Source organism: Lysobacter alkalisoli, from assembly GCF_006547045.1.
In the GTDB taxonomy this organism is placed as follows: domain Bacteria; phylum Pseudomonadota; class Gammaproteobacteria; order Xanthomonadales; family Xanthomonadaceae; genus Marilutibacter; species Marilutibacter alkalisoli.
Window position 1 is genome coordinate 1466301 of record NZ_CP041242.1, and the last position, 17796, is coordinate 1484096.

General features: G+C 66.6%; 18 protein-coding genes, 1 tRNA gene and 1 pseudogene. 11 read left to right on the forward strand and 9 right to left on the reverse strand.

Features of this window, described 5'->3' with window-relative positions; translation table 11 throughout:
* Positions 1-235: 235 nt before the first annotated feature.
* From FKV23_RS06390 to FKV23_RS06415, 6 genes are all read right to left on the reverse strand, one after another.
* Positions 236-1945 (reverse strand): SulP family inorganic anion transporter, encoded by a 1710-nt coding sequence (locus FKV23_RS06390; RefSeq protein WP_244244116.1) that lies wholly within the window; start codon positions 1943-1945, stop codon positions 236-238.
* Complete coding sequence (locus tag FKV23_RS06395) at positions 1945-2196, reverse strand: helix-turn-helix domain-containing protein (RefSeq protein ID WP_141623105.1); 252 nt, start codon at positions 2194-2196, stop codon at positions 1945-1947. Before FKV23_RS06395 ends, FKV23_RS06390 begins: the two co-directional genes overlap by 1 nt.
* 124 nt (positions 2197-2320) lie before the next feature.
* Entirely contained in the window at positions 2321-3025 is a 705-nt protein-coding gene (locus FKV23_RS06400) for a hypothetical protein (protein ID WP_141623106.1), read from the reverse strand.
* Positions 3026-3046: 21 nt separating this feature from the next.
* Positions 3047-4459, reverse strand: a complete 1413-nt coding sequence (locus FKV23_RS06405) for a PhoH family protein (RefSeq protein WP_141623107.1) — start codon at positions 4457-4459, stop codon at positions 3047-3049.
* Positions 4460-4604: 145 nt separating this feature from the next.
* Positions 4605-5102 (reverse strand): peroxiredoxin, encoded by a 498-nt coding sequence (locus FKV23_RS06410; RefSeq protein WP_141623108.1) that lies wholly within the window; start codon positions 5100-5102, stop codon positions 4605-4607.
* 2 nt (positions 5103-5104) lie between these two features.
* Positions 5105-5665 (reverse strand): glycine cleavage system protein R, encoded by a 561-nt coding sequence (locus tag FKV23_RS06415; protein ID WP_141623109.1) that lies wholly within the window; start codon positions 5663-5665, stop codon positions 5105-5107.
* Positions 5666-5854: 189 nt separating this feature from the next.
* Between FKV23_RS06415 and dapA the strand changes: the two genes are divergently transcribed.
* Both dapA and FKV23_RS06425 read left to right on the forward strand, forming a co-directional pair.
* Complete coding sequence (gene dapA, locus FKV23_RS06420) at positions 5855-6760, forward strand: 4-hydroxy-tetrahydrodipicolinate synthase (RefSeq protein ID WP_141623110.1); 906 nt, start codon at positions 5855-5857, stop codon at positions 6758-6760.
* Between the two features lie 51 nt (positions 6761-6811).
* Entirely contained in the window at positions 6812-7321 is a 510-nt protein-coding gene (locus tag FKV23_RS06425) for a hypothetical protein (RefSeq protein WP_141623111.1), read from the forward strand.
* A gap of 87 nt (positions 7322-7408) precedes the next feature.
* Here the strand turns inward: FKV23_RS06425 and fdxA are convergent, their stop codons facing one another.
* Positions 7409-7732, reverse strand: a complete 324-nt coding sequence (gene fdxA / locus FKV23_RS06430; protein ID WP_141623112.1) for a ferredoxin FdxA — start codon at positions 7730-7732, stop codon at positions 7409-7411.
* 522 nt (positions 7733-8254) lie between these two features.
* Positions 8255-8330: transfer RNA gene (locus tag FKV23_RS06435), tRNA-Glu, on the reverse strand.
* A 122-nt stretch (positions 8331-8452) separates the two neighbouring features.
* Here FKV23_RS06435 and pcnB point away from each other — a divergent pair.
* The 7 genes from pcnB (at position 8453) to FKV23_RS06470 (ending at position 14589) form a co-directional block, all read left to right on the forward strand.
* The gene (gene pcnB, locus FKV23_RS06440) at positions 8453-9802 is read left to right on the forward strand and encodes a polynucleotide adenylyltransferase PcnB (RefSeq protein ID WP_141623113.1); all 1350 of its coding nucleotides are present in this window, start codon (positions 8453-8455) and stop codon (positions 9800-9802) included.
* A gap of 10 nt (positions 9803-9812) precedes the next feature.
* The gene (gene folK, locus FKV23_RS06445) at positions 9813-10334 is read left to right on the forward strand and encodes a 2-amino-4-hydroxy-6-hydroxymethyldihydropteridine diphosphokinase (protein WP_141623114.1); all 522 of its coding nucleotides are present in this window, start codon (positions 9813-9815) and stop codon (positions 10332-10334) included.
* Between the two features lie 19 nt (positions 10335-10353).
* Positions 10354-11172 carry a 3-methyl-2-oxobutanoate hydroxymethyltransferase gene (panB, locus tag FKV23_RS06450; protein WP_141623115.1) on the forward strand — a complete coding sequence of 273 codons (819 nt, stop codon included), beginning with the start codon at positions 10354-10356 and terminating at the stop codon, positions 11170-11172.
* 7 nt (positions 11173-11179) lie between these two features.
* Entirely contained in the window at positions 11180-12034 is an 855-nt protein-coding gene (gene panC, locus FKV23_RS06455) for a pantoate--beta-alanine ligase (RefSeq protein ID WP_141623116.1), read from the forward strand.
* Positions 12035-12180: 146 nt separating this feature from the next.
* Positions 12181-12561 carry an aspartate 1-decarboxylase gene (gene panD, locus FKV23_RS06460; RefSeq protein ID WP_141623117.1) on the forward strand — a complete coding sequence of 127 codons (381 nt, stop codon included), beginning with the start codon at positions 12181-12183 and terminating at the stop codon, positions 12559-12561.
* Between the two features lie 7 nt (positions 12562-12568).
* Positions 12569-14086, forward strand: coding sequence for a glucose-6-phosphate isomerase (pgi, locus tag FKV23_RS06465; protein ID WP_141623118.1), 1518 nt, complete (start codon positions 12569-12571; stop codon positions 14084-14086).
* Positions 14083-14589 carry a GNAT family N-acetyltransferase gene (locus FKV23_RS06470; RefSeq protein WP_141623119.1) on the forward strand — a complete coding sequence of 169 codons (507 nt, stop codon included), beginning with the start codon at positions 14083-14085 and terminating at the stop codon, positions 14587-14589. The genes pgi and FKV23_RS06470 overlap by 4 nt, the downstream gene beginning before the upstream one ends.
* A 29-nt stretch (positions 14590-14618) precedes the next feature.
* Here the strand turns inward: FKV23_RS06470 and queG are convergent, their stop codons facing one another.
* Complete coding sequence (gene queG, locus FKV23_RS06475) at positions 14619-15662, reverse strand: tRNA epoxyqueuosine(34) reductase QueG (RefSeq protein WP_141625083.1); 1044 nt, start codon at positions 15660-15662, stop codon at positions 14619-14621.
* A 50-nt stretch (positions 15663-15712) separates the two neighbouring features.
* Between queG and FKV23_RS06480 the strand changes: the two are divergent.
* Positions 15713-17211 (forward strand): annotated as a pseudogene (locus tag FKV23_RS06480) (NAD(P)H-hydrate dehydratase).
* Positions 17208-17678 carry a tRNA (adenosine(37)-N6)-threonylcarbamoyltransferase complex ATPase subunit type 1 TsaE gene (gene tsaE / locus FKV23_RS06485; protein WP_141623120.1) on the forward strand — a complete coding sequence of 157 codons (471 nt, stop codon included), beginning with the start codon at positions 17208-17210 and terminating at the stop codon, positions 17676-17678. Before FKV23_RS06480 ends, tsaE begins: the two are co-directional and overlap by 4 nt.
* The last annotated feature ends 118 nt before the right edge of the window (positions 17679-17796 follow it).

Here is a 17796-nt window from a genome sequence, read left to right on the forward strand (position 1 = left end):
TGACATTGTGCCGCGAACCATACGCTGCCGTCAGGAGGGGTGGATTGCGGGAAATCTGTTTTGGTGGATCTGCGTTGGGTCGCGGGCGGGGTTGCCTTTGCAGGACACGCCGTAAACCCATCCATGGGGGCTCTTCCAAAACATCCATGTTTTGGAAGGTCCTGCAAAGGCAACCCCGCCCGCGACCTGGACAGATTGCTGGAAAACAGATTTCGCGTGATGTATGGGGCAGGTGTCAGGTGTCGGAGCGGGCGACGATCGCCTCGGCCAGCTTCACCGCACGGTCGAAGTTGGAGACGAAGTGCAGCTCGCCATCACGCTCCTGCAACTGCATGTTCGAGATCACCCGGTTGGGCTGCTCCTGCAGGCCGGAGATCACCAGCGCGATGCCCTTGCGCTGGCAGCGCTCGGCCAGCTTCTTCAACGCATGCACGCCACTGGCGTCGATCACCGGCACCAGCCGCATGCGCAGGATGAACACCTTCGGCGACTCGAAGAACTGGTCGAGCAGGTTGTCGAGCCGGTTGCTGCTGCCGAAGAACAGCGGGCCGCTGATCTGGAACGCCTCCACGCCCTTCGGCAGCTTGGCGCGCTGGTCCTCGTCACCCTGCGCCATGCCTTCCCGCAGCAGGTCGTCGTCGGTCGCGCGGATGCCTGAGCTGACCTCCATCGCCTCCGACATGCGGAACATGAAGACGAATGCGGCGACCACGATGCCGGCCTGGATCGCCACCGTGAGGTCGAGGAACACGGTCAGGAAGAAGGTCAGCAGCAATACCACGCGGTCGCCGATAGGCGCCGACATCGTGCTGCGGAAATTCTCGACCTCGCTCATGTTCCAGGCCACCACCAGCAGTACCGCCGCCAGCGCGGCAAGCGGCACATGGCCCATCAGCGGCGCCAGCAGCAGCATGAAAGCAAGCAGGAACACCGCGTGCAGCATGCCGGCAACCGGCGTGCGTCCTCCGGAGCGGACGTTGGTGGCGGTGCGCGCGATCGCACCGGTCGCCGGCAGGCCGCCGAACAGCGCCGAGCCGACGTTGGCCACGCCCTGCGCGACCAGTTCGCCGTTGGAGCGGTGGCGTCCGCCGGTCATGCCGTCGGCGACCACCGCCGACAGCAGCGATTCCACGCCGGCGAGGAAGGCGATGGTCAATGCACTCGGCAGCAGCTCGAAGGTGCGCTCGAACGGGATGTGCGGGAACTCGAACGTCGGCAGTGCCGATGGCAGCTCGCCGAACTTGCTGCCGATGGTCTCGGCCGGCATCGCAAAGCTGGTCGCAACCAGGGTGCAGGCCAGCAGTGCGATCAGGAACCCGGGCCAGTTCGGCCTCCAGCGGCGCAGGCCGACGATCACCGCCAGCCCCAGCACGGTCAACGCCACCGCCGTTGGCTGGGTCGTCGCGATGTGCTGAGCGTAGGCGCTCCAGCGCGGGATGAACTCGACTGGCACCGATCCCATCTGCAAGCCGAGCATGTCCTTGACCTGGCTGGAGAAGATGCTGACCGCGATGCCGGCAGTGAAGCCGGTGATGACCGGCTGCGGCATGTACTTCATCAACGTGCCCAGCCGCAGCAGCCCGGCGGCGATCAGCATCAACCCGGCGAGCAGGGTGCACAGGATCAACCCGCCGTAACCGAATTTCTGGATCACCACGAACACGACCGGGATGAAGGCTGCGGTCGGCCCACCGATCTGCACCCGCGAGCCGCTGAACATCGAGATCAGGAAGCCGGCGATGATTGCCGTGTGCAGGCCTTTTTCCGGCGTGGTACCCGATGCGATCGCCAGCGCCATTGCCAGCGGCAGCGCGACCACCGCCACGGTCAGCCCGGCGATCAGGTCGCGACGGAAATCGGTGAAGCGGTAGCCCTCGCGCAGCACCGTCAGCAACTTGGGCTCGAACATCCGCAAGTACTGGCGGTGATCGAAGTGCATGGACATCACTGCGATTCCTTCAACCGCACCCCGCGCCCGAGACCCTGGCTCGGTTGCCCCGGACCGATCAGTTCTATGCCGGCGGCATCCAGCGCATCGATCACCTTCATCAGTGTCCCGACCACGGCGCGGACGGTGCCGTCACTGGCCTCCATCCGCTGGATGGTCGGCAGGGAAACACTGGCCATCGCGGCCAACTGGCGCTGGTCGATCCCCAGCAGGGCGCGTGCGGCCCGCATCTGTGTGGCGGTGATCATGGTGGCGCGGGGCAGGGAGGTAGAAGCCAATTCTCCCCGCTTAACCATGTAGATTCAATTGCTGAACATTTAACTTGATGTTTTGAACATCATATCTGTTCAGCTCATCGCCACATGCTACGAATTAGCTGACCCAAAGCAGGAAGTCTCGGGTGACGGTCCAGCCGTCGGCTGTGCGAGACAAGTAATACAAAGTACCTGTGCCGCACAGCCCATCGCAGGAATGGGAGATATAGACCAGAGCATTTTGCCGATCTTTGGTCAGAACGGGCATGCTGGCTTGGACCCACCCGGCTGTTTGAGGAAATTGTTCGTAGAAGCCTTTCCAGAAGCGTGAAGTAAGCAATGCCTTCACTTCAGATGGGTCCACAACCTCTGTATTCGGCAAGCCTTTCAGGTCAAGTGGCCGTGGATTCGCATTGGCAAGGATCAATTCCTCGCGCAGTTTTCGCGAAGCAAAACCGTCGAGCTCAACCGCCTGCACTGAGTCAGCGGGATAGGCCATGCAATGAGGGCTTTGAGGAGCGTGCTCGGCTCTGAAACAGACAGATACGGCCGATACAACCAAGTCCCGTTTTTCCTTTACCCTGATCGTTTTGCCGTTTTTGGGAGGTGGGAGCGGCAGACCATGATAGTGATAGTTCTTCTCGGCCAGCACCGTGGCAATGATCTGGCGGGCTTCCTGCGGGTTAGCGAGTACAGGAGCTGGCTCTTCAGCCCGTCGTTGCAGCTCGGACCGAACCCAATGCGATGCCGGTATCGCGAAAGTCGCAATGCCTCCCACGACGGCAAGCACCAATGACAGCACCAGTATGCGTTTCAGTTGCATCTGTCATTGTCCTTGACAGGGCTACAACACTTCAGACGCATAGTCCGCCAGCCTCGAGCGCTCACCGCGCCGCAGGGTCACGCTGGCGCTGTGCTCCCAGTGCTTGAAGCGGTCCACCGCGTAGGTCAGGCCGGAGGTGGTCTCGGTCAGGTACGGGGTGTCGATCTGTTCGACGTTGCCGAGGCAGACGATCTTGGTGCCGGGGCCGGCGCGGGTGATCAGGGTCTTCATCTGCTTCGGGGTCAGGTTCTGCGCCTCGTCCAGGATCAGCCAGCGGCTGAGGAAGGTGCGGCCGCGCATGAAGTTCAACGAGCGGATCTTGATCCGGCTGGCGAGCAGGTCGTTGGTCGCCGCGCGGCCCCAGCTGCCGCCGTCCTGGTTGTGGGTCAGCACTTCCAGGTTGTCGGTCAGCGCGCCCATCCACGGGGTCATCTTCTCCTCCTCGGTGCCGGGCAGGAAGCCGATGTCCTCGCCGACGCTGACCGTGGCGCGGGTCATGATGATCTCGCGGTAGCGCTGCTGGTCCATGGTCTGGGCCAGGCCCGCGGCCAGCGCGAGCAGGGTCTTGCCGGTGCCGGCGGTGCCGAGCAGGGTGACGAAATCGACCTCCGGGTCCATCAGCGCGTTGAGGGCGAAGTTCTGCTCGCGGTTGCGCGCGGTGATGCCCCACACCGCATGCTGGCTGTGGCGGTAGTCGTCGACGATCTGCAAAACCACCTTGTCGTCGCTGATGCGCACGACCTTCATTTCCGACTCGTCGTCGCCGGGCAGGTACAGGAACTGGTTGTGATGCCAGGGTTCTTCGCCGTCCTCGATCTCGGGACGGTTGATTTCGTAATAGGTGCGGCCCTTGTCGGTCCAGGACTTGAGATCCTTGCCGCAGCGCTGCCAGAAATCCTCGGGCAGGGCGGTGGCGCCGGCATAGAGCAGGCTGAAGTCGTCGAGCGCGCGGTCGTTCTCGTAGTCCTCCGACACGATGTTGGCGATCGAGGCCTTGATCCGCAGGTTGATGTCCTTGGAGACGAACACCACCGGTACTTCCGGCTGCGCTTCCTTCAGCGCCAGGATCGCGCCGAGGATCGCGTTGTCAGGCACGACCGCGCCGAAGCGCTTGCCGGCGTCGAAGTTGTCGGTCTGGAACAGCAGCCGCCCACTGCTGCGCTCGCCGCGCAGCTGCAGGCCGGTCGGGCGCCCGAGGTCGATGCCCTCGTGGATGTTGGCCTTGCTGCCCTGGGCTTCGATCAGCTCGTTGAGGAAGCGGCTGACCTGGCGGGCGTTGCGGCTGGCCTCGGAGGTGCCTTTCTTGCCGTTGTCGAGTTCCTCGATGACCTGCATCGGCAGGAACACGTCATGTTCCTCGAACTTGAACAGGGCGGTCGGGTCGTGCATCAGGACATTGGTGTCGAGCACGTAGATACGCTTGCTTCGCGTCATTCGGACTACCTGGCGAGTGGTCGGGTTGGAAAACGGGATGGGGCGATGAGTTCCCTGGCCGAAAGCCTGCATGCCGAAAACGCGCACGCCAAAGCCGCCATGACCCGCAGGGCGGGACGGCGGAGAAGGTGGCTGGCTGGGTGGATCACTGCGTGGTGAGTTCCTTGAGCGCGTCGAGGACGGCCTGGGCATGGCCGGGCACTTTCACCTTGCGCCATGACCGCGCGATGACGCCCTCGGGCGAAATCAGGAAGGTGCTGCGCTCCACGCCGACATACTCGCGGCCATAGAGCTTCTTCGGCTTGATCACATCGAAAGCCTTGCACAGCGCCTCGTCGGGGTCGCTGACCAGCGGGAACTTGAATCCTTGCTTGGCGCAGAAGTTGTCATGCGACTTGATCGAATCGCGCGACACGCCAAGAACGCTGGCGTTCAACTTCTTGAACTTCGGCAGCAGCGCGTTGAAGTCCAGGCCTTCGGTGGTGCAGCCCGGAGTGCTGTCCTTCGGGTAGAAATACAGCACCAGCCATTGGCCGGAGTAATCACCAAGTGAAGCGGCGCCGAGGGTGGTGCTGTCGCCGCCGGACAGGGCCAGCGGCAGCTTGAGGGTCTTTGCGGGGAGCTTCTTGCCGTCTTCAGCCATTGTCAGAATTTCATCGGGTCCATGATGGCATCGAGGTTCAGGTGGTCGCAGAACTCCAGGAAGTCGTCCCGCAATGCTGCGATGTGCATGTTCGAGGGTACGCCGATCGTGACCTGGGCGGAGAACATGTCGGCGCCGGTCTGCATCGCACGGTAACGCGAGCAATGCAGGCTTTCGATGGTGATGCCCTGGCGGTCGAAGAAGTCGGCCAGCTGGAACAGGATGCCGGGCTTGTCGGCCGCGACCACCTCGACCACGTAGGGCAGCAGGTTGGACTGGATCTGCTTGGCGCCGGTGCGGTACCAGATCAGCTTCAGGCCTTCCTCGCGCTCGAGCCGGGTCAGCATCGCCTCGAGCTTGGCCACCGAGTCCCACGAGCCGGTCGCAAGCGCAGTCACCGACACATCACGACCCACGGTCGACAGACGGGCATCGACGAGATTGCAGCCGCTGTCGCTGATCCGTCGCGTCACCGACAGCAGCGGCGACTCCGGATGCGTCGTGTAGGCATTGATCAGGAGGTGGTTTTCGGTCGGCGACGGCCGGGAAGCGGTATCGGTCAAGGCGGCGCCTGCGTGGGAAACTGGAGTCGGGGTTGCAACTGGTGCTGAAGGGCAGCCGTATGGTGCGGTGCCATGGGAGGCAGCATACTTGCCCGTGCTTTCGCGCCGCAAGTAACATCGGCCTGTGCCCGCGCCCGCTGCGTGGCGCCGGTTCCATCCTCCATACCCCAGCAAATCAGGTTCCTCCTCTTGCAACTATCCGGCAGCATCACCGCCCTGGCGACGCCGTTCGACGCCGCCCGCGAGCTCGACATCGACGCCTGGCACCGCCTGTTGGAAATGCAGCTGGAGCGGGGCACCCAGGCCATTGTCGTGGCCGGCTCCACCGGTGAGGCCGCGGCCCTGTACGACGCCGAATACGACCTGCTGCTGCGCAGCGCGGTCGAATTCATCGCCGGCCGCATCCCGGTGTTGGCCGGTACCGGCCAGTCCAACACCGCCAAGACCATCGAACAGACCCGCCGCGCCGCCGCACTGGGTGCGGATGCAGCACTGGTGGTGACGCCGCCCTACGTGCGCCCGACCCAGGCCGGGCTGGTCGCGCACTACCGCGCGATTGCCGACGATGGCGCACTGCCGGTGGTGCTCTACAACGTGCCGGCCCGTACCGGCGGCGACCTGCTGCCGGAGACCGTGGCAGAGCTGGCCGGGCATCCGCGCATCGTCGCGATCAAGGAGGCTTGCAACGAGCCCGAGCGCATGCAGGCCCTGCTGGAACTGCAGTGCAAGGACTTTTCCGTGCTCAGCGGCGACGACCCGACCGCCTGCCGCGCGATGCTGGCCGGGGCGCGCGGGGTGATCTCGGTGGCTTCCAACGTGTTGCCGGCGGGGTTCCGTCGCCTGTGCGACCTGGCACTTGCCGGAAAGGGCGACGAGGCCCGGGCCTGGGACACGCGTCTGCGGCCTGCCTGTGATTTCATGGGTATCGAGCCCAATCCGATCCCGGTCAAGGCGATCCTTGCCCTGCAGGGCATCGGCCATGAGTTGCGCCTGCCGTTGCAGGTACTGCCCGATCGCCATCGCGAGGCGGCTGCCGCGATGCTGGCTTCGATCGAAGCGATCGAAGAAGAATGCCTCAGGCTGCTTGCGGCCTGACCCCGAAACTTCCCATCCAGCCAGCCACGGGCTGCCCATCTGGAGAGCTCCATGATCCGAACCGTTCCGACTTCCCGTGCCGCGCTGGCCGCCGCCGTTCTCGTGGCCCTGGTCGCGACTTCCGGCTGCGGCTGGTTCCGCAAGGGCAAGGACCTGTATCACGATGATCCGGCCCAGCGCCCGCTGGAGGTGCCACCGCCGATGCAGGCCGCCACGGAAACCGCGCCGGAGGCCGGCGGGGTCACCGCCAGCTCGGTAGCCTCGGCGCGCCGTCCGGCCACGTCTGCGGTCGGCTTCACCATCCCCGGCTCCCGTGAGGAGGCGTTCAACCGGGTCGGTACGCTGCTGGAAAGCATCGATGGCGTGAACATCACCAGCCGCGCCCAGCTGCTGGGTGTCTATGACATCGACTACCAGGGCAGCAATTTCCTGGTCCGGGTCGGCGACGCGCCGGGCGGTGGAGTGATGGTCGAGGCGGTGGACCCGCGAGGCGTGCCGGCCTCGGGCGAGGCCCCGGCCCGGTTGATCGAGGCATTGCAGCGGGCGATGCAGGGCGACTGAAGCAGCAGGCTGATGCATGAAATGGAAAGGGCGCCGATGGCGCCCTTTCTGCTTCAGGTTGCGGCTTCCGGCTTCCGGCTTCCGGCTTCAGCGTTCCAGCTGGTCCAGCTTGCCGGTCTTGTTCTCCCATTCCTTGGCGTCCGGCAGCGGATCCTTGCGCGCGGTGATCACCGGCCAGGCCTGCGACAGTTCGGCATTCAGGGCTACGAAGCCCTCCTGGCCGGCCGGCACGTCGTCTTCCGGGTAGATCGCGTTGATCGGGCATTCCGGCTCGCACAGGGTGCAATCGATGCATTCGTCCGGATCGATCACCAGGAAGTTCGGGCCTTCATGGAAGCAGTCCACCGGGCACACCTCGACACAGTCGGTGTACTTGCACTTGATGCAGTTTTCGGTGACGACGAAGGGCATGGCATGTTCCTTGGCTGGCGCCGGGCATTCTATCCAGAGGGGAGGGGGAAAGAAAAAGGTTCTTCGCCCAATCTAGCGGAAAGCGCCGGGTCTGTTCGATGACCGGGGCGCCGGGGGCGAAGGCCCTTGGATGCGAATCTCCCCCGGCACCGACCATGGCCGGCGCCTCCTCCTTGATTTCGCACCCAAGGGCCTTCGCCCTCGGCATTCGGACATGACTGGTGGTTCCAGAAGCGGAATCCCGGGGAGGACCGGCTTCGCATTCCACAGCGTGGCCGTGCGATCCGACGTGGCCTGCCGGCCTTGACGGCGAAATCAAGGAGGAGGCCGCCGCCGCGGGCGGCGGCCGGGGGACATTCGCCGTCAAGGCCGGCAGGTCGCGTCGGGACAGCCAGACAGCGGCGAGAACCGGTGTCGAACGCAAACGGCACCGTCCACGCCTTCGAAGGCGTGCTCCCCCTCACTTGAGAGAAGAACCAAGAAAAAAGCCCGCGCATCGCTGCGCGGGCTTTTTCGAGAATATGGCGCTCCCTAGGGGATTCGAACCCCTGTTTTAGCCTTGAGAGGGCCACGTCCTAGGCCTCTAGACGAAGGGAGCTGGGACCGCCGTGGCCCATTCAGGACCGCGGCGGCCTGCTAGTATAGTGGGCTGTTGCCGTTCTTGGCAACGATTCGCAACCACACTTTACCTTCCGTTGAACTGCGGCAAAGTCCGCCCGAATGCCAGCCGATCTCGACATTTCCAATCCCGCCCCCGGTATCTCGCTCCGGGTCATTCCCCGCGACCAGCACTGCGTCTCGCGCAAGGACATCAGTTCCAGCGCGCTGAGGGTGCTGTACCGCCTGCGCGACGCGGGCTATGCCGGCTATCTGGTCGGTGGCGCTGTCCGCGACCTGCTGGTCGGCGGCCACCCCAAGGACTTCGACGTCGCCACCGACGCCACTCCGGAGCAGGTCAAGCAGCAGTTCCGCAACTGCCGGCTGATCGGTCGCCGCTTCCGCCTCGCACATGTGGTGTTCGGCCGCGAGATCATCGAGGTCGCCACCTTCCGCGCCAACAGTGATGACGGCAGCGGCGACCGCGAGGTCGAGGGCGGCCGGCTGGTGCGGGACAACGTGTACGGCTCCATCGAGGAAGATGCGATCCGTCGCGACTTCACCGCCAACGCGCTGTACTACTCGATCGAGGACTTCTCGGTCCGCGATTATGTCGGCGGCTTCGATGATGTGCAGAACCGCCTGTTGCGCCTGATCGGGGACCCCGAGACCCGCTACCGCGAGGATCCGGTGCGGATGTTGCGTGCGGTCCGGCTGGCGGCCAAGCTCGGTTTCGAGATCGAGCCCGCCACCGCTGCACCGATCCGCGAGCTGGCGCCGCTGCTGGCCGAGTCGGCGCCGGCGAGGCTGTTCGAGGAGTGCCTGAAGATGTTCCTGTCCGGGCACGGGGTCGAGAGCTTCCTCGGTCTTGAACGCCACGGGTTGCTGCCGGCGCTGCTGCCGGAAAGCGCGGCCGCGCTCGCTTCCAACCGCAGCGGCGCATTGCGGCGGATGCTGCTCGAAGGCCTGCGCAACACCGACCTGCGGGTGGCCAACGATGAGCCGGTGTCGCCCGCATTCCTGTTCGCGCTGCTGTTGTGGCCGGCCTATTGCCGCACGCTGGCGCAGTTGCAGGTGCAGGGCGTGCATGTGGCCGAGGCCCAGCGCCGGGCTGCCGACCGGGTGACCGTGCACCAGCTCGACACCGTTGCGTTGCCACGCCGGTTCTCGTTGCCAATGCAGGAAATCTGGCTGCTGCAGTCGCGCTTCTCCAGCCGCCAGCGCAAGCGGGTGTTCCGCCTGCTCGCGCACCCGCGCTTCCGCGCCGCCTTCGATTTCCTCAGCCTGCGCCTGGCCGCATCGCAGGAACACGCCGATGACGTGGTGTTCTGGCGTGAGGCGCAGGAGAAGCCGGGCGACGCCCTCGCCGCCCAGCTCGATTCCAGCCGGGAAGTGGCGGATGGCGATGAAGCGGGGGAGGGCCCGCCATCGCGCCGTCGTCGCCGTCGCCGGCGCAAGCCGGCCTCGGAATGAGCCTCACGCAATGAATTCTCCTGTCGTCGCCTGCATCGGCCTGGGCGGCAATGTCGGCGACGCCGCAGGCACCGTGCGCGCCGCCTTCGACGCGCTGGCCGGGTTGCCCGGCAGCCGCCTGCTCGCCACCTCGCGGCTGTACCGCACGCCGGCATGGGGACTGACCGACCAGCCCGACTTCATCAATGCTGCGGCGGTGCTGGAAACCACGCTCGCGCCACAGGCCCTGCTGGCGGCAATGCTCGGGGTCGAACGCGCCGCCGGTCGTGACCGCAGTGACGACATGCCGCGCTGGGGACCGCGTACGCTCGATCTCGACCTGCTGCTGTACGGTGACGCGGTACTCGACCTGCCCGGGTTGCAGGTGCCGCACCCGCGGCTGCTCGAACGCGCCTTCGCGCTGGTGCCGCTGGTCGAGGCCGCGCCCGATGTGCTGATCCCGGGCATCGGTCCTGCACGCGATGCATTGGCAAGGATGGATGCGGGCGACATCGAAGCGTTAACGTATCCAGAGCCCGATGTGGCTCCCTGACCCCACTGCCGAGCCCGACATGTACAACGGAATCCCCGCCGACAAGCCCTGGACCGTGCCCGCCTTGCGCGAGGCCAAGCAGGAGGGTCGCAAGCTGGTCATGCTGACCTGCTACGACGCCGGTTTTGCCCGAACCCTGGATAGCGCCGGCATCGACCTGGTGCTGGTCGGCGATTCGCTGGGCATGGTCGTGCAGGGCTGCGACAGCACCCTTCCGGTTACCGTCGAGGACATCGCCTACCACACTGCCTGCGTCGCCCGTGGTCTGTCGCAGGCACTGCTGGTATCCGACCTGCCGTTCGCCGCCGATGCCGACCCGCAACGTGCGCTGGACGCTTCGGTCGCGTTGCTGCAGGCCGGCGCCGGCATGGTCAAGCTGGAAGGCGCGGGACACAAGCTCGAGGTGATCCGATATCTGGTCGAGCGCGAGATCCCGGTCTGCGCACACCTGGGCCTGACCCCGCAATCGGTGCTGCGGCTGGGCGGTTTCAAGGTGCAGGGCCGCGATGAGGCCGCCGCCGCGCACCTGCGCGAACAGGCCCGCGAGGTCGAGGCCGCCGGTGCCAGTCTGCTGGTACTCGAATGCGTGCCGACCGCGGTTGCCGCCGCGATCACCGCCGACCTCTCGATCCCGACCATCGGCATTGGTGCCGGTCCGGAATGCGATGGCCAGGTGTTGGTGCTGCACGACATGCTTGGTCTCGACAGCGGCCATCGCCGGCCACGCTTCGTCAAGGACTTCCTCGCCGAGGGCGGTTCCGTTGCCGGTGCCTGCCTGGCTTATGCCGACGCAGTACGCGAAGGACGGTTCCCGGATGCCGCGCATTCGTATGCATGACATCAGCATGCGTGGCCTCGAAACCTTCACCGGACTCGACGCCCTGCGCGCCCGTATCGACGACTGGAAGCGCGCCGGCCTGCGCGTCGCCCTGGTCCCGACCATGGGCAACCTGCATGCCGGCCATCATTCGCTGGTGGAGCTTGCGCTGCAGCATGCCGACCGCGTGGTCGCCAGCGTGTTCGTCAATCCGACCCAGTTCGGTCCGAACGAGGACTTCGCCCGCTACCCGCGCACGCCGGAAGGCGATGCCGCCGGGCTGGAGGCAGCCGGCTGCCATGCACTGTGGCTGCCTTCGGTCGAGACCACGTACCCGTTCGGCATCGAAGGCGCGGTGCGGGTTGGCGTGCCGGGCGTGACCGCCGTGCTGGAGGGCGCGCATCGCCCGGGTCATTTCGATGGCGTCGCCACCGTCGTCGCGCGGCTGTTCAACCAGGTCCGGCCCGATGTCGCGGTGTTCGGGCGCAAGGACTACCAGCAGCTGGCGGTGATCCGCTACATGGTGCGCGAGCTGGCGTTCCCGGTCGAAATCGTGCCGGCGCCGATCCTGCGCGAGCCGGACGGACTGGCGATGAGTTCGCGCAACCAGTACCTCTCGGCCGACGAACGTCCACGCGCAGCGGAAATCCACACTGTGCTGCAGGCCATGCGCGAGGGTGCCCGGGCCGGGCGACCTCGTTTCGAGCTGGAAGCCTGGGCGGAGCAGCACCTGGCCGCGGCTGGTTTCGAGGTCGATTACGCGGTGGTCCGCCGCCCCGACCTGTCCGAACCGCCCGAATACGGAAACGGCGCCCGCGTCGCCCTGATCGCCGCGCGGCTCGGGCGCACCCGGCTGATCGACAACCTCGAATTCGAGGTCTGAGCGGAACACAGCGTTTTGGTGCACGGGTGCCTGAACGGCGTTTGGGGCCGGGGACGGTTTCATCGGTTCCGGTTGTGTTGCAGCGCGCCATGGACTGCTAAAATCCAACGTTCACGCCAAACCCCGTCGCCCGACGGAGACACGACATGCTGCTGAACCTGCTCAAGGCCAAGATCCACCGCGCCACCGTCACCCACGCCGAGCTGCACTACGAAGGCTCGTGCGCGATCGACGGCCGCCTGCTCGACATCTCGGGCATCCGCGAGTACGAGCAGGTGCATATCTACAACATCAACAGCGGCCACCGCTTCTCGACCTACGCCATTCGCGCCGAGGAAGGCAGCGGGGTGATCTCGGTCAACGGTGCCGCCGCCCACTGCGCCCAGCCGGGCGACCTGGTCATCATCTGCGCCTACGGCCAGTGCGACGAGGCCGAGGCGGCCAGTTACAAGCCGACCATGGTCTACGTCGACCGCGACAACCGGCTCACCCACACCAACGATTCCATCCCCGCGCAGGCCGCCTGACGACACGATGACTGCCACTGACCGGATCGACGAAGCCCTCCGCGCCCACCAGGCCCGCCTTTCCGGCCAACGCACGCTCGATCTGGTCGCCAACGACCCCGGGCGACCGCAGGCAATGGCGCTGCGGGTCGGCCCGATCTACGCCAACTTCGCCCGCCAGGGTTACGACCGCGATGCATTGGCCGCACTGTTCGGCCTGCTGCGCGACGCCGGTGCCGAGGGTCGCGTTCGCGCCCAGTTCGACGGCGAGAAGATCAACCTGACCGAAGGCCGCGCGGTGCTTCATACCGCGTTGCGCAGCGACCTGTCGCGGGCGCCGGTTGCACGCGAGGCACACGCACAGGCTGTCGAGGCCCGGGCCCGCATGCGCGGGCTGGTCGAGGCGCTCGAGGGCAGCGGCATCACCGACGTGGTCAGCGTCGGCATCGGCGGTTCCGACCTCGGTCCGCGGCTGGTGGTCGACGCGCTCGCCGTGCCCGACCGCCTGCGCGTGCACTTCCTGTCCAATGTCGACGGCCATGCCGCCCAGCGCGTGCTGGCGGGTCTCGACCCGGCGCGTACCGCCGGCATCCTGATTTCCAAGACCTTCGGCACCCAGGAAACCCTGCTCAACGGCCGCGTGCTGGCCGACTGGCTGGGCGAGGGTGCGGTCGACCGCCTGTACGCGGTGTCGGCGAACGTCGAACGTCCTGCCGAGGTGTTCGGCATCCCGCCCGAGCGCATCCTGCCGATGTGGGACTGGGTCGGCGGCCGTTATTCGCTATGGTCGGCAGTCGGCTTCCCGATCGCGCTGGCGATTGGCATGGACGCGTTCGAGGACTTCCTCGCGGGTGCGGCCGAGGTCGATGCGCACGTCCTGAACACGCCGCTGGAGCAGAACCTCGCGGCTTGGCACGCGATCACCGCGATCTGGAACCGTAACGCGCTGGGCCTCGCCACCCACGCGGTGCTGCCCTACGACGACCGTCTCAAGCTGCTGTCGAACTACCTGCAGCAACTGGTGATGGAGAGCCTGGGCAAGTCGACACGCCGCGACGGTTCCCCCGTGGCCGGCGACACCGTGCCGGTGTGGTGGGGCGGGGTGGGGACCGATACCCAGCACAGCTTTTTCCAGGCCCTGCACCAGGGCACCTCGATCGTGCCGGCCGACTTCATTGGCGTCATCCATGCCGATTCACCGTATGTGGAGAATCACCGCGCGCTGCACGCCAACCTGCTCGCGCAGACCGAGGCCTTCGCCAATGGCCAGGCCAGCGACGATCCGCACCGTGCCTATGCCGGCGGTCGTCCGACCACCACGATCCTGCTCGACGCCCTGACCCCGCGCGCGCTCGGTGCGCTGCTGGCGCTATACGAGCACAGCGTCTACCTGCAATCGGTGATGTGGGGCATCAACGCCTTCGACCAGTTCGGCGTCGAGCTCGGCAAGCAGGTGGCCAACCGCCTGCTGCCGGCCCTGGCCGGCGAAGCGGAGGCGGACGATCCGGTAACCCGCGAGCTGATCGCGCAGCTCAGGGACGCATGAGCGACAGTATCCGCGTCCGCCATGCGGAGCCGGTCGATGCGGCCGGCCTGTACGCGCTGTTCTCCGAAGCAGAAGCCTATGGTGGCACCTTGCAGCCGCCATTTCCGTCGCAGGCGGCCTGGGAACGGGTGCTGGCCGATCCGCCCAGGCACATGGTGCAACTGGTGGCGATCGATGCCGACGGCTGTCTGGCCGGCGCCGCCGGATTCGAGGTGTTCAGCAACCCGCGTCGACGCCATGCCGCCAACCTCGGCATGGCTGTGGCGAAGCGGCGGCGGGGACAGGGCATCGGTACGCGGTTGCTGCAATCGGTGATCGAGACCGCCGAGCGTTGGCATGGCGTGCGGCGGCTCGAACTGGAGGTCTACACCGACAACGCGGCTGCCATCGCCCTGTACGAACGGCACGGCTTTGTCCGCGAGGGCCATGCACGCGGCTATGCCCTGCGCGATGGCGCATATGTCGATGTCTATCTGATGGCGCGGTTGCGCGACAGGGTCTGATCCCGTCGATGTTGTAGCCCGGGCAAGGGCTACTGGCCGTGCTCCCGCAACGCCCAGTCGATGTGTTCGCGCACCATCGGGCTGGCGGTGTCGCGGCGTGAGCGCAGCGCGTTGACCGTTTCCGGCGTGGTCGGTGCGTTTCCCAGCGCGATGGCGATATTGCGCAGCCAACGCTCGTGGCCGCTGCGGCGGATCGCCGAGCCCTCGCTGCGTTGCAGGAACTCGTCTTCGTCCCAGGCGAACAGCTCGGCGAGCGTTGCCTTGTCGAGGTTGTTGCGGACGCGGAAGTCCGGCTCGTCGGTGCGCCGGGCGAACTTGTTCCACGGGCACACCAGCTGACAGTCGTCGCAGCCGAAGATGCGGTTGCCGATCGGCTTGCGGAGGTCTTCGGGGATCGGGCCGTCATGTTCGATGGTGAGGTAGGCGATGCAACGACGCGCATCGAGCCGGTTCGGTGCGACGATGGCCTGCGTCGGGCAGATGTCGATGCAGCGCGTGCAGGTGCCGCAGTGCGCGGTCGCCGGCGGATCGATGGGCAACGGCAGGTCGACGTAGATCTCACCGAGGAAGAACCACGAACCGCCGTCCTTGTCGATCAGGCAGGTGTGCTTGCCGATCCAGCCCAGCCCGGCGTTGCGCGCGAGCGCGCGCTCGAGCACCGGTGCCGAGTCGACGAACACGCGGTGGCCGAACGGACCCACCTCCTCGGCGATGCGCGTGGCCAGTTTCTGCAGGCGGTTGCGCATCAGCTTGTGGTAGTCGCGGCCGAGCGCATAACGGGCGACGTAGGCGCGCCCGCCATCGTCCAAGGTCGCCCAGGCCTCGTCGGGGTCGCGGCCGTAGTCGAGCCCGACCGAGATCACCCGCAGCGTGCCGGGGATCAGCTCCGCCGGGCGCGAACGCTTGTCGCCGTGCCGTGCCATCCAGTCCATCGAGCCGTACAGGCCTTCGGCCAGCCAGCTGTGCAGGTGCGTTTCGTCCTCGCCCAGTTCGATTCCGGCGATGCCGCAGCGCTGGAAACCGGCCTCGCGCGCGAGTTCGCGCACGCGCAGGGCGAGTGAGGGGTAATCGATATCGCGGGCGGTGGACGTGTTCACGGCTGTGCCAAGTATAGAATCGCGCGATGCAAGACGATTACGCCCTGGGCGATCCGCTGTTTGCCGTCGATGCGTTGCGCCGGATCGAGACGCAGGCCGCGCTGCGGCTGGGCGATGCCGCCGAACTGATGCGGCGCGCCGGCCAGTCGGCCTGGCAGGTTCTGCTTGCGCATTGGCCGCAGGCACGACGCATCGTGGTGGTGTGCGGCCCCGGCAACAACGGCGGCGACGGTTATGAGCTCGCCTGTCATGCGCATGAGTCCGGCCGGGATGTCACGGTCGTGCGCCTGCCTGCGCACGCGCCCCATGGCCGGCTCGCGATCGATGCCGCAGGGCGTTACACCGGAACGGGTGGCCGAGTCGTCGACTCCGGCGAGCGGTTGTCGGAGGCCGATCTCATCGTCGATGCGATGTTCGGGATCGGCCTGTCACGGGCGCCCGAGGCGGATGCGGCCGGGCTGATCGATGCGATCAATGCCGCTGGTGTTCCCGTGCTCGCGCTCGATGTCCCCAGTGGGGTCGATGCTGACAGCGGTGCTGTGCCGGGTGCCGCGGTGCGTGCCGAACGCACGGTGGAGTTCATCGTCGCCAAGGCCGGGCTGGCGACCGGGCGGGCGCTGGATCATGCCGGCATATGCAAAGTGGCCGGGCTCGGCCTGATTGCCGACGACTTCGCCGGCACCTCGCCGCGGTCCACCCGCCTGCAGGCAGCCGATCTCATGCGCTGGCTGCAGCCGCGCCGGCGCGATACCCACAAGGGAGGCAACGGACGCGTGCTGTGCATCGGCGGAGATCATGGCCATGGTGGTGCGATCCTGCTCACGGCCGAAGCGGCGCTGCGCTGTGGCGCGGGCCTGGTCGATGTGGTGACCCGCCCGACCCATGTGCCTGCCTTGCTGGCGCGGCGGCCGGAGGCGATGGTGCATGGTGTCGACGATGCGGCTCTGTCCGACAGTCTGCTCGATGGCTGCGACGTGATCGCGATCGGACCGGGCCTGGGACAGGAGGGCTGGGGCCGCCGGCTGTTCGAGCAGGCCCTGTGCAGCGACCGTCCTCTCGTGCTCGATGCCGACGCACTGAACCTGCTTGCGCGAAAGGAGGCAAGGCCAGGCGCGCAGGCCGTGCTGACCCCGCATCCTGGCGAAGCCGCACGGCTGCTCGGCCGCACGACGCAGGAGGTCCAGGCCGATCGTTTCAGGGCGGCGGAAGAACTCGCCTGTCGCTACGGCTGCGTTGTGGTGCTCAAGGGTGCCGGCACCGTGATCGCCGCCCCTGGCGAGCGGCCCCGTGTGCTCGCTGCCGGCAATCCGGGCATGGCGGTTGGGGCATGGGGGACGTGTTGTGTGGCGTGACCGCGTCCCTGTGCGGGCAAGGACTTGCACCGTTCGATGCCGCCTGTTGCGGCGCGCTGTTGCACTCGGCTGCAGGCGACCGTGCCGCGGCCGAGGCGGGCGAGCGTGGCCTGCTGCCTTCGGACCTGATGCCATGGCTGAGACGATTGGCCAATCCGGAGATCTGCAGATGACCTCGGCGACCCGAGAACTGTATCTGGCCGACCCGGCCGCCACCGAGGACCTCGGCCGCGAACTGGCGCGAACCCGGCCGGCGCGGGCCGTCGTGCATCTGCGTGGCGACCTCGGCAGCGGCAAATCGACGTTGGCCCGAGCGCTGCTGCGGGAACTGGGAGTGACCGGCACCATCCGCAGCCCGACCTATACCCTGGTCGAACGCTATCCGCTGGCCGAGGGCGGTGAAGCCTGGCACCTGGACCTGTACCGCATTGCCGATGCCGGCGAGCTCGAGTATCTGGGCCTGGACGCCGACGGTGTCGCGCTGTGGCTGGTCGAATGGCCGGAGCGGGGCGCCGGAGCGCTGCCGCCGGCCGATCTGCTTGTCGAGTTGGCGATGGAGGGCGAAGGCCGTCATGCCCATCTGGTCCCGGCGTCGGCTGCCGGGGCGAGCTGGCTGGCCAGATCGTCTGCCGACGGCTGAGCCCGCAAACCTGAACCGGCAGTTGCCGTCCACTCCTGAACGAATCCGAAGGAAGTGGCGGCAGGTGCCCGATTTGCAAGGAAAAAACGCTTGCAAATCCTTGGGGCTGGTGCTTGAC

What these genes read in the sequence shown, in the direction of transcription:
- pgi (WP_141623118.1), top strand. Translation starts at nt 12,569, where the DNA reads ATGACTGCCACTGACCGGATCGACGAAGCCCTCCGCGCCCACCAGGCC.
- fdxA (WP_141623112.1), bottom strand. Translation starts at nt 7,732, where the DNA reads ATGCCCTTCGTCGTCACCGAAAACTGCATCAAGTGCAAGTACACCGAC.
- FKV23_RS06470 (WP_141623119.1), top strand. Translation starts at nt 14,083, where the DNA reads ATGAGCGACAGTATCCGCGTCCGCCATGCGGAGCCGGTCGATGCGGCC.
- FKV23_RS06410 (WP_141623108.1), bottom strand. Translation starts at nt 5,102, where the DNA reads ATGGCTGAAGACGGCAAGAAGCTCCCCGCAAAGACCCTCAAGCTGCCG.
- tsaE (WP_141623120.1), top strand. Translation starts at nt 17,208, where the DNA reads ATGACCTCGGCGACCCGAGAACTGTATCTGGCCGACCCGGCCGCCACC.
- pcnB (WP_141623113.1), top strand. Translation starts at nt 8,453, where the DNA reads ATGCCAGCCGATCTCGACATTTCCAATCCCGCCCCCGGTATCTCGCTC.
- FKV23_RS06395 (WP_141623105.1), bottom strand. Translation starts at nt 2,196, where the DNA reads ATGATCACCGCCACACAGATGCGGGCCGCACGCGCCCTGCTGGGGATC.
- panB (WP_141623115.1), top strand. Translation starts at nt 10,354, where the DNA reads ATGTACAACGGAATCCCCGCCGACAAGCCCTGGACCGTGCCCGCCTTG.
- FKV23_RS06405 (WP_141623107.1), bottom strand. Translation starts at nt 4,459, where the DNA reads ATGACGCGAAGCAAGCGTATCTACGTGCTCGACACCAATGTCCTGATG.
- FKV23_RS06390 (WP_244244116.1), bottom strand. Translation starts at nt 1,945, where the DNA reads ATGTCCATGCACTTCGATCACCGCCAGTACTTGCGGATGTTCGAGCCC.
- panD (WP_141623117.1), top strand. Translation starts at nt 12,181, where the DNA reads ATGCTGCTGAACCTGCTCAAGGCCAAGATCCACCGCGCCACCGTCACC.
- FKV23_RS06425 (WP_141623111.1), top strand. Translation starts at nt 6,812, where the DNA reads ATGATCCGAACCGTTCCGACTTCCCGTGCCGCGCTGGCCGCCGCCGTT.
- FKV23_RS06400 (WP_141623106.1), bottom strand. Translation starts at nt 3,025, where the DNA reads ATGCAACTGAAACGCATACTGGTGCTGTCATTGGTGCTTGCCGTCGTG.
- folK (WP_141623114.1), top strand. Translation starts at nt 9,813, where the DNA reads ATGAATTCTCCTGTCGTCGCCTGCATCGGCCTGGGCGGCAATGTCGGC.
- panC (WP_141623116.1), top strand. Translation starts at nt 11,180, where the DNA reads ATGCGTGGCCTCGAAACCTTCACCGGACTCGACGCCCTGCGCGCCCGT.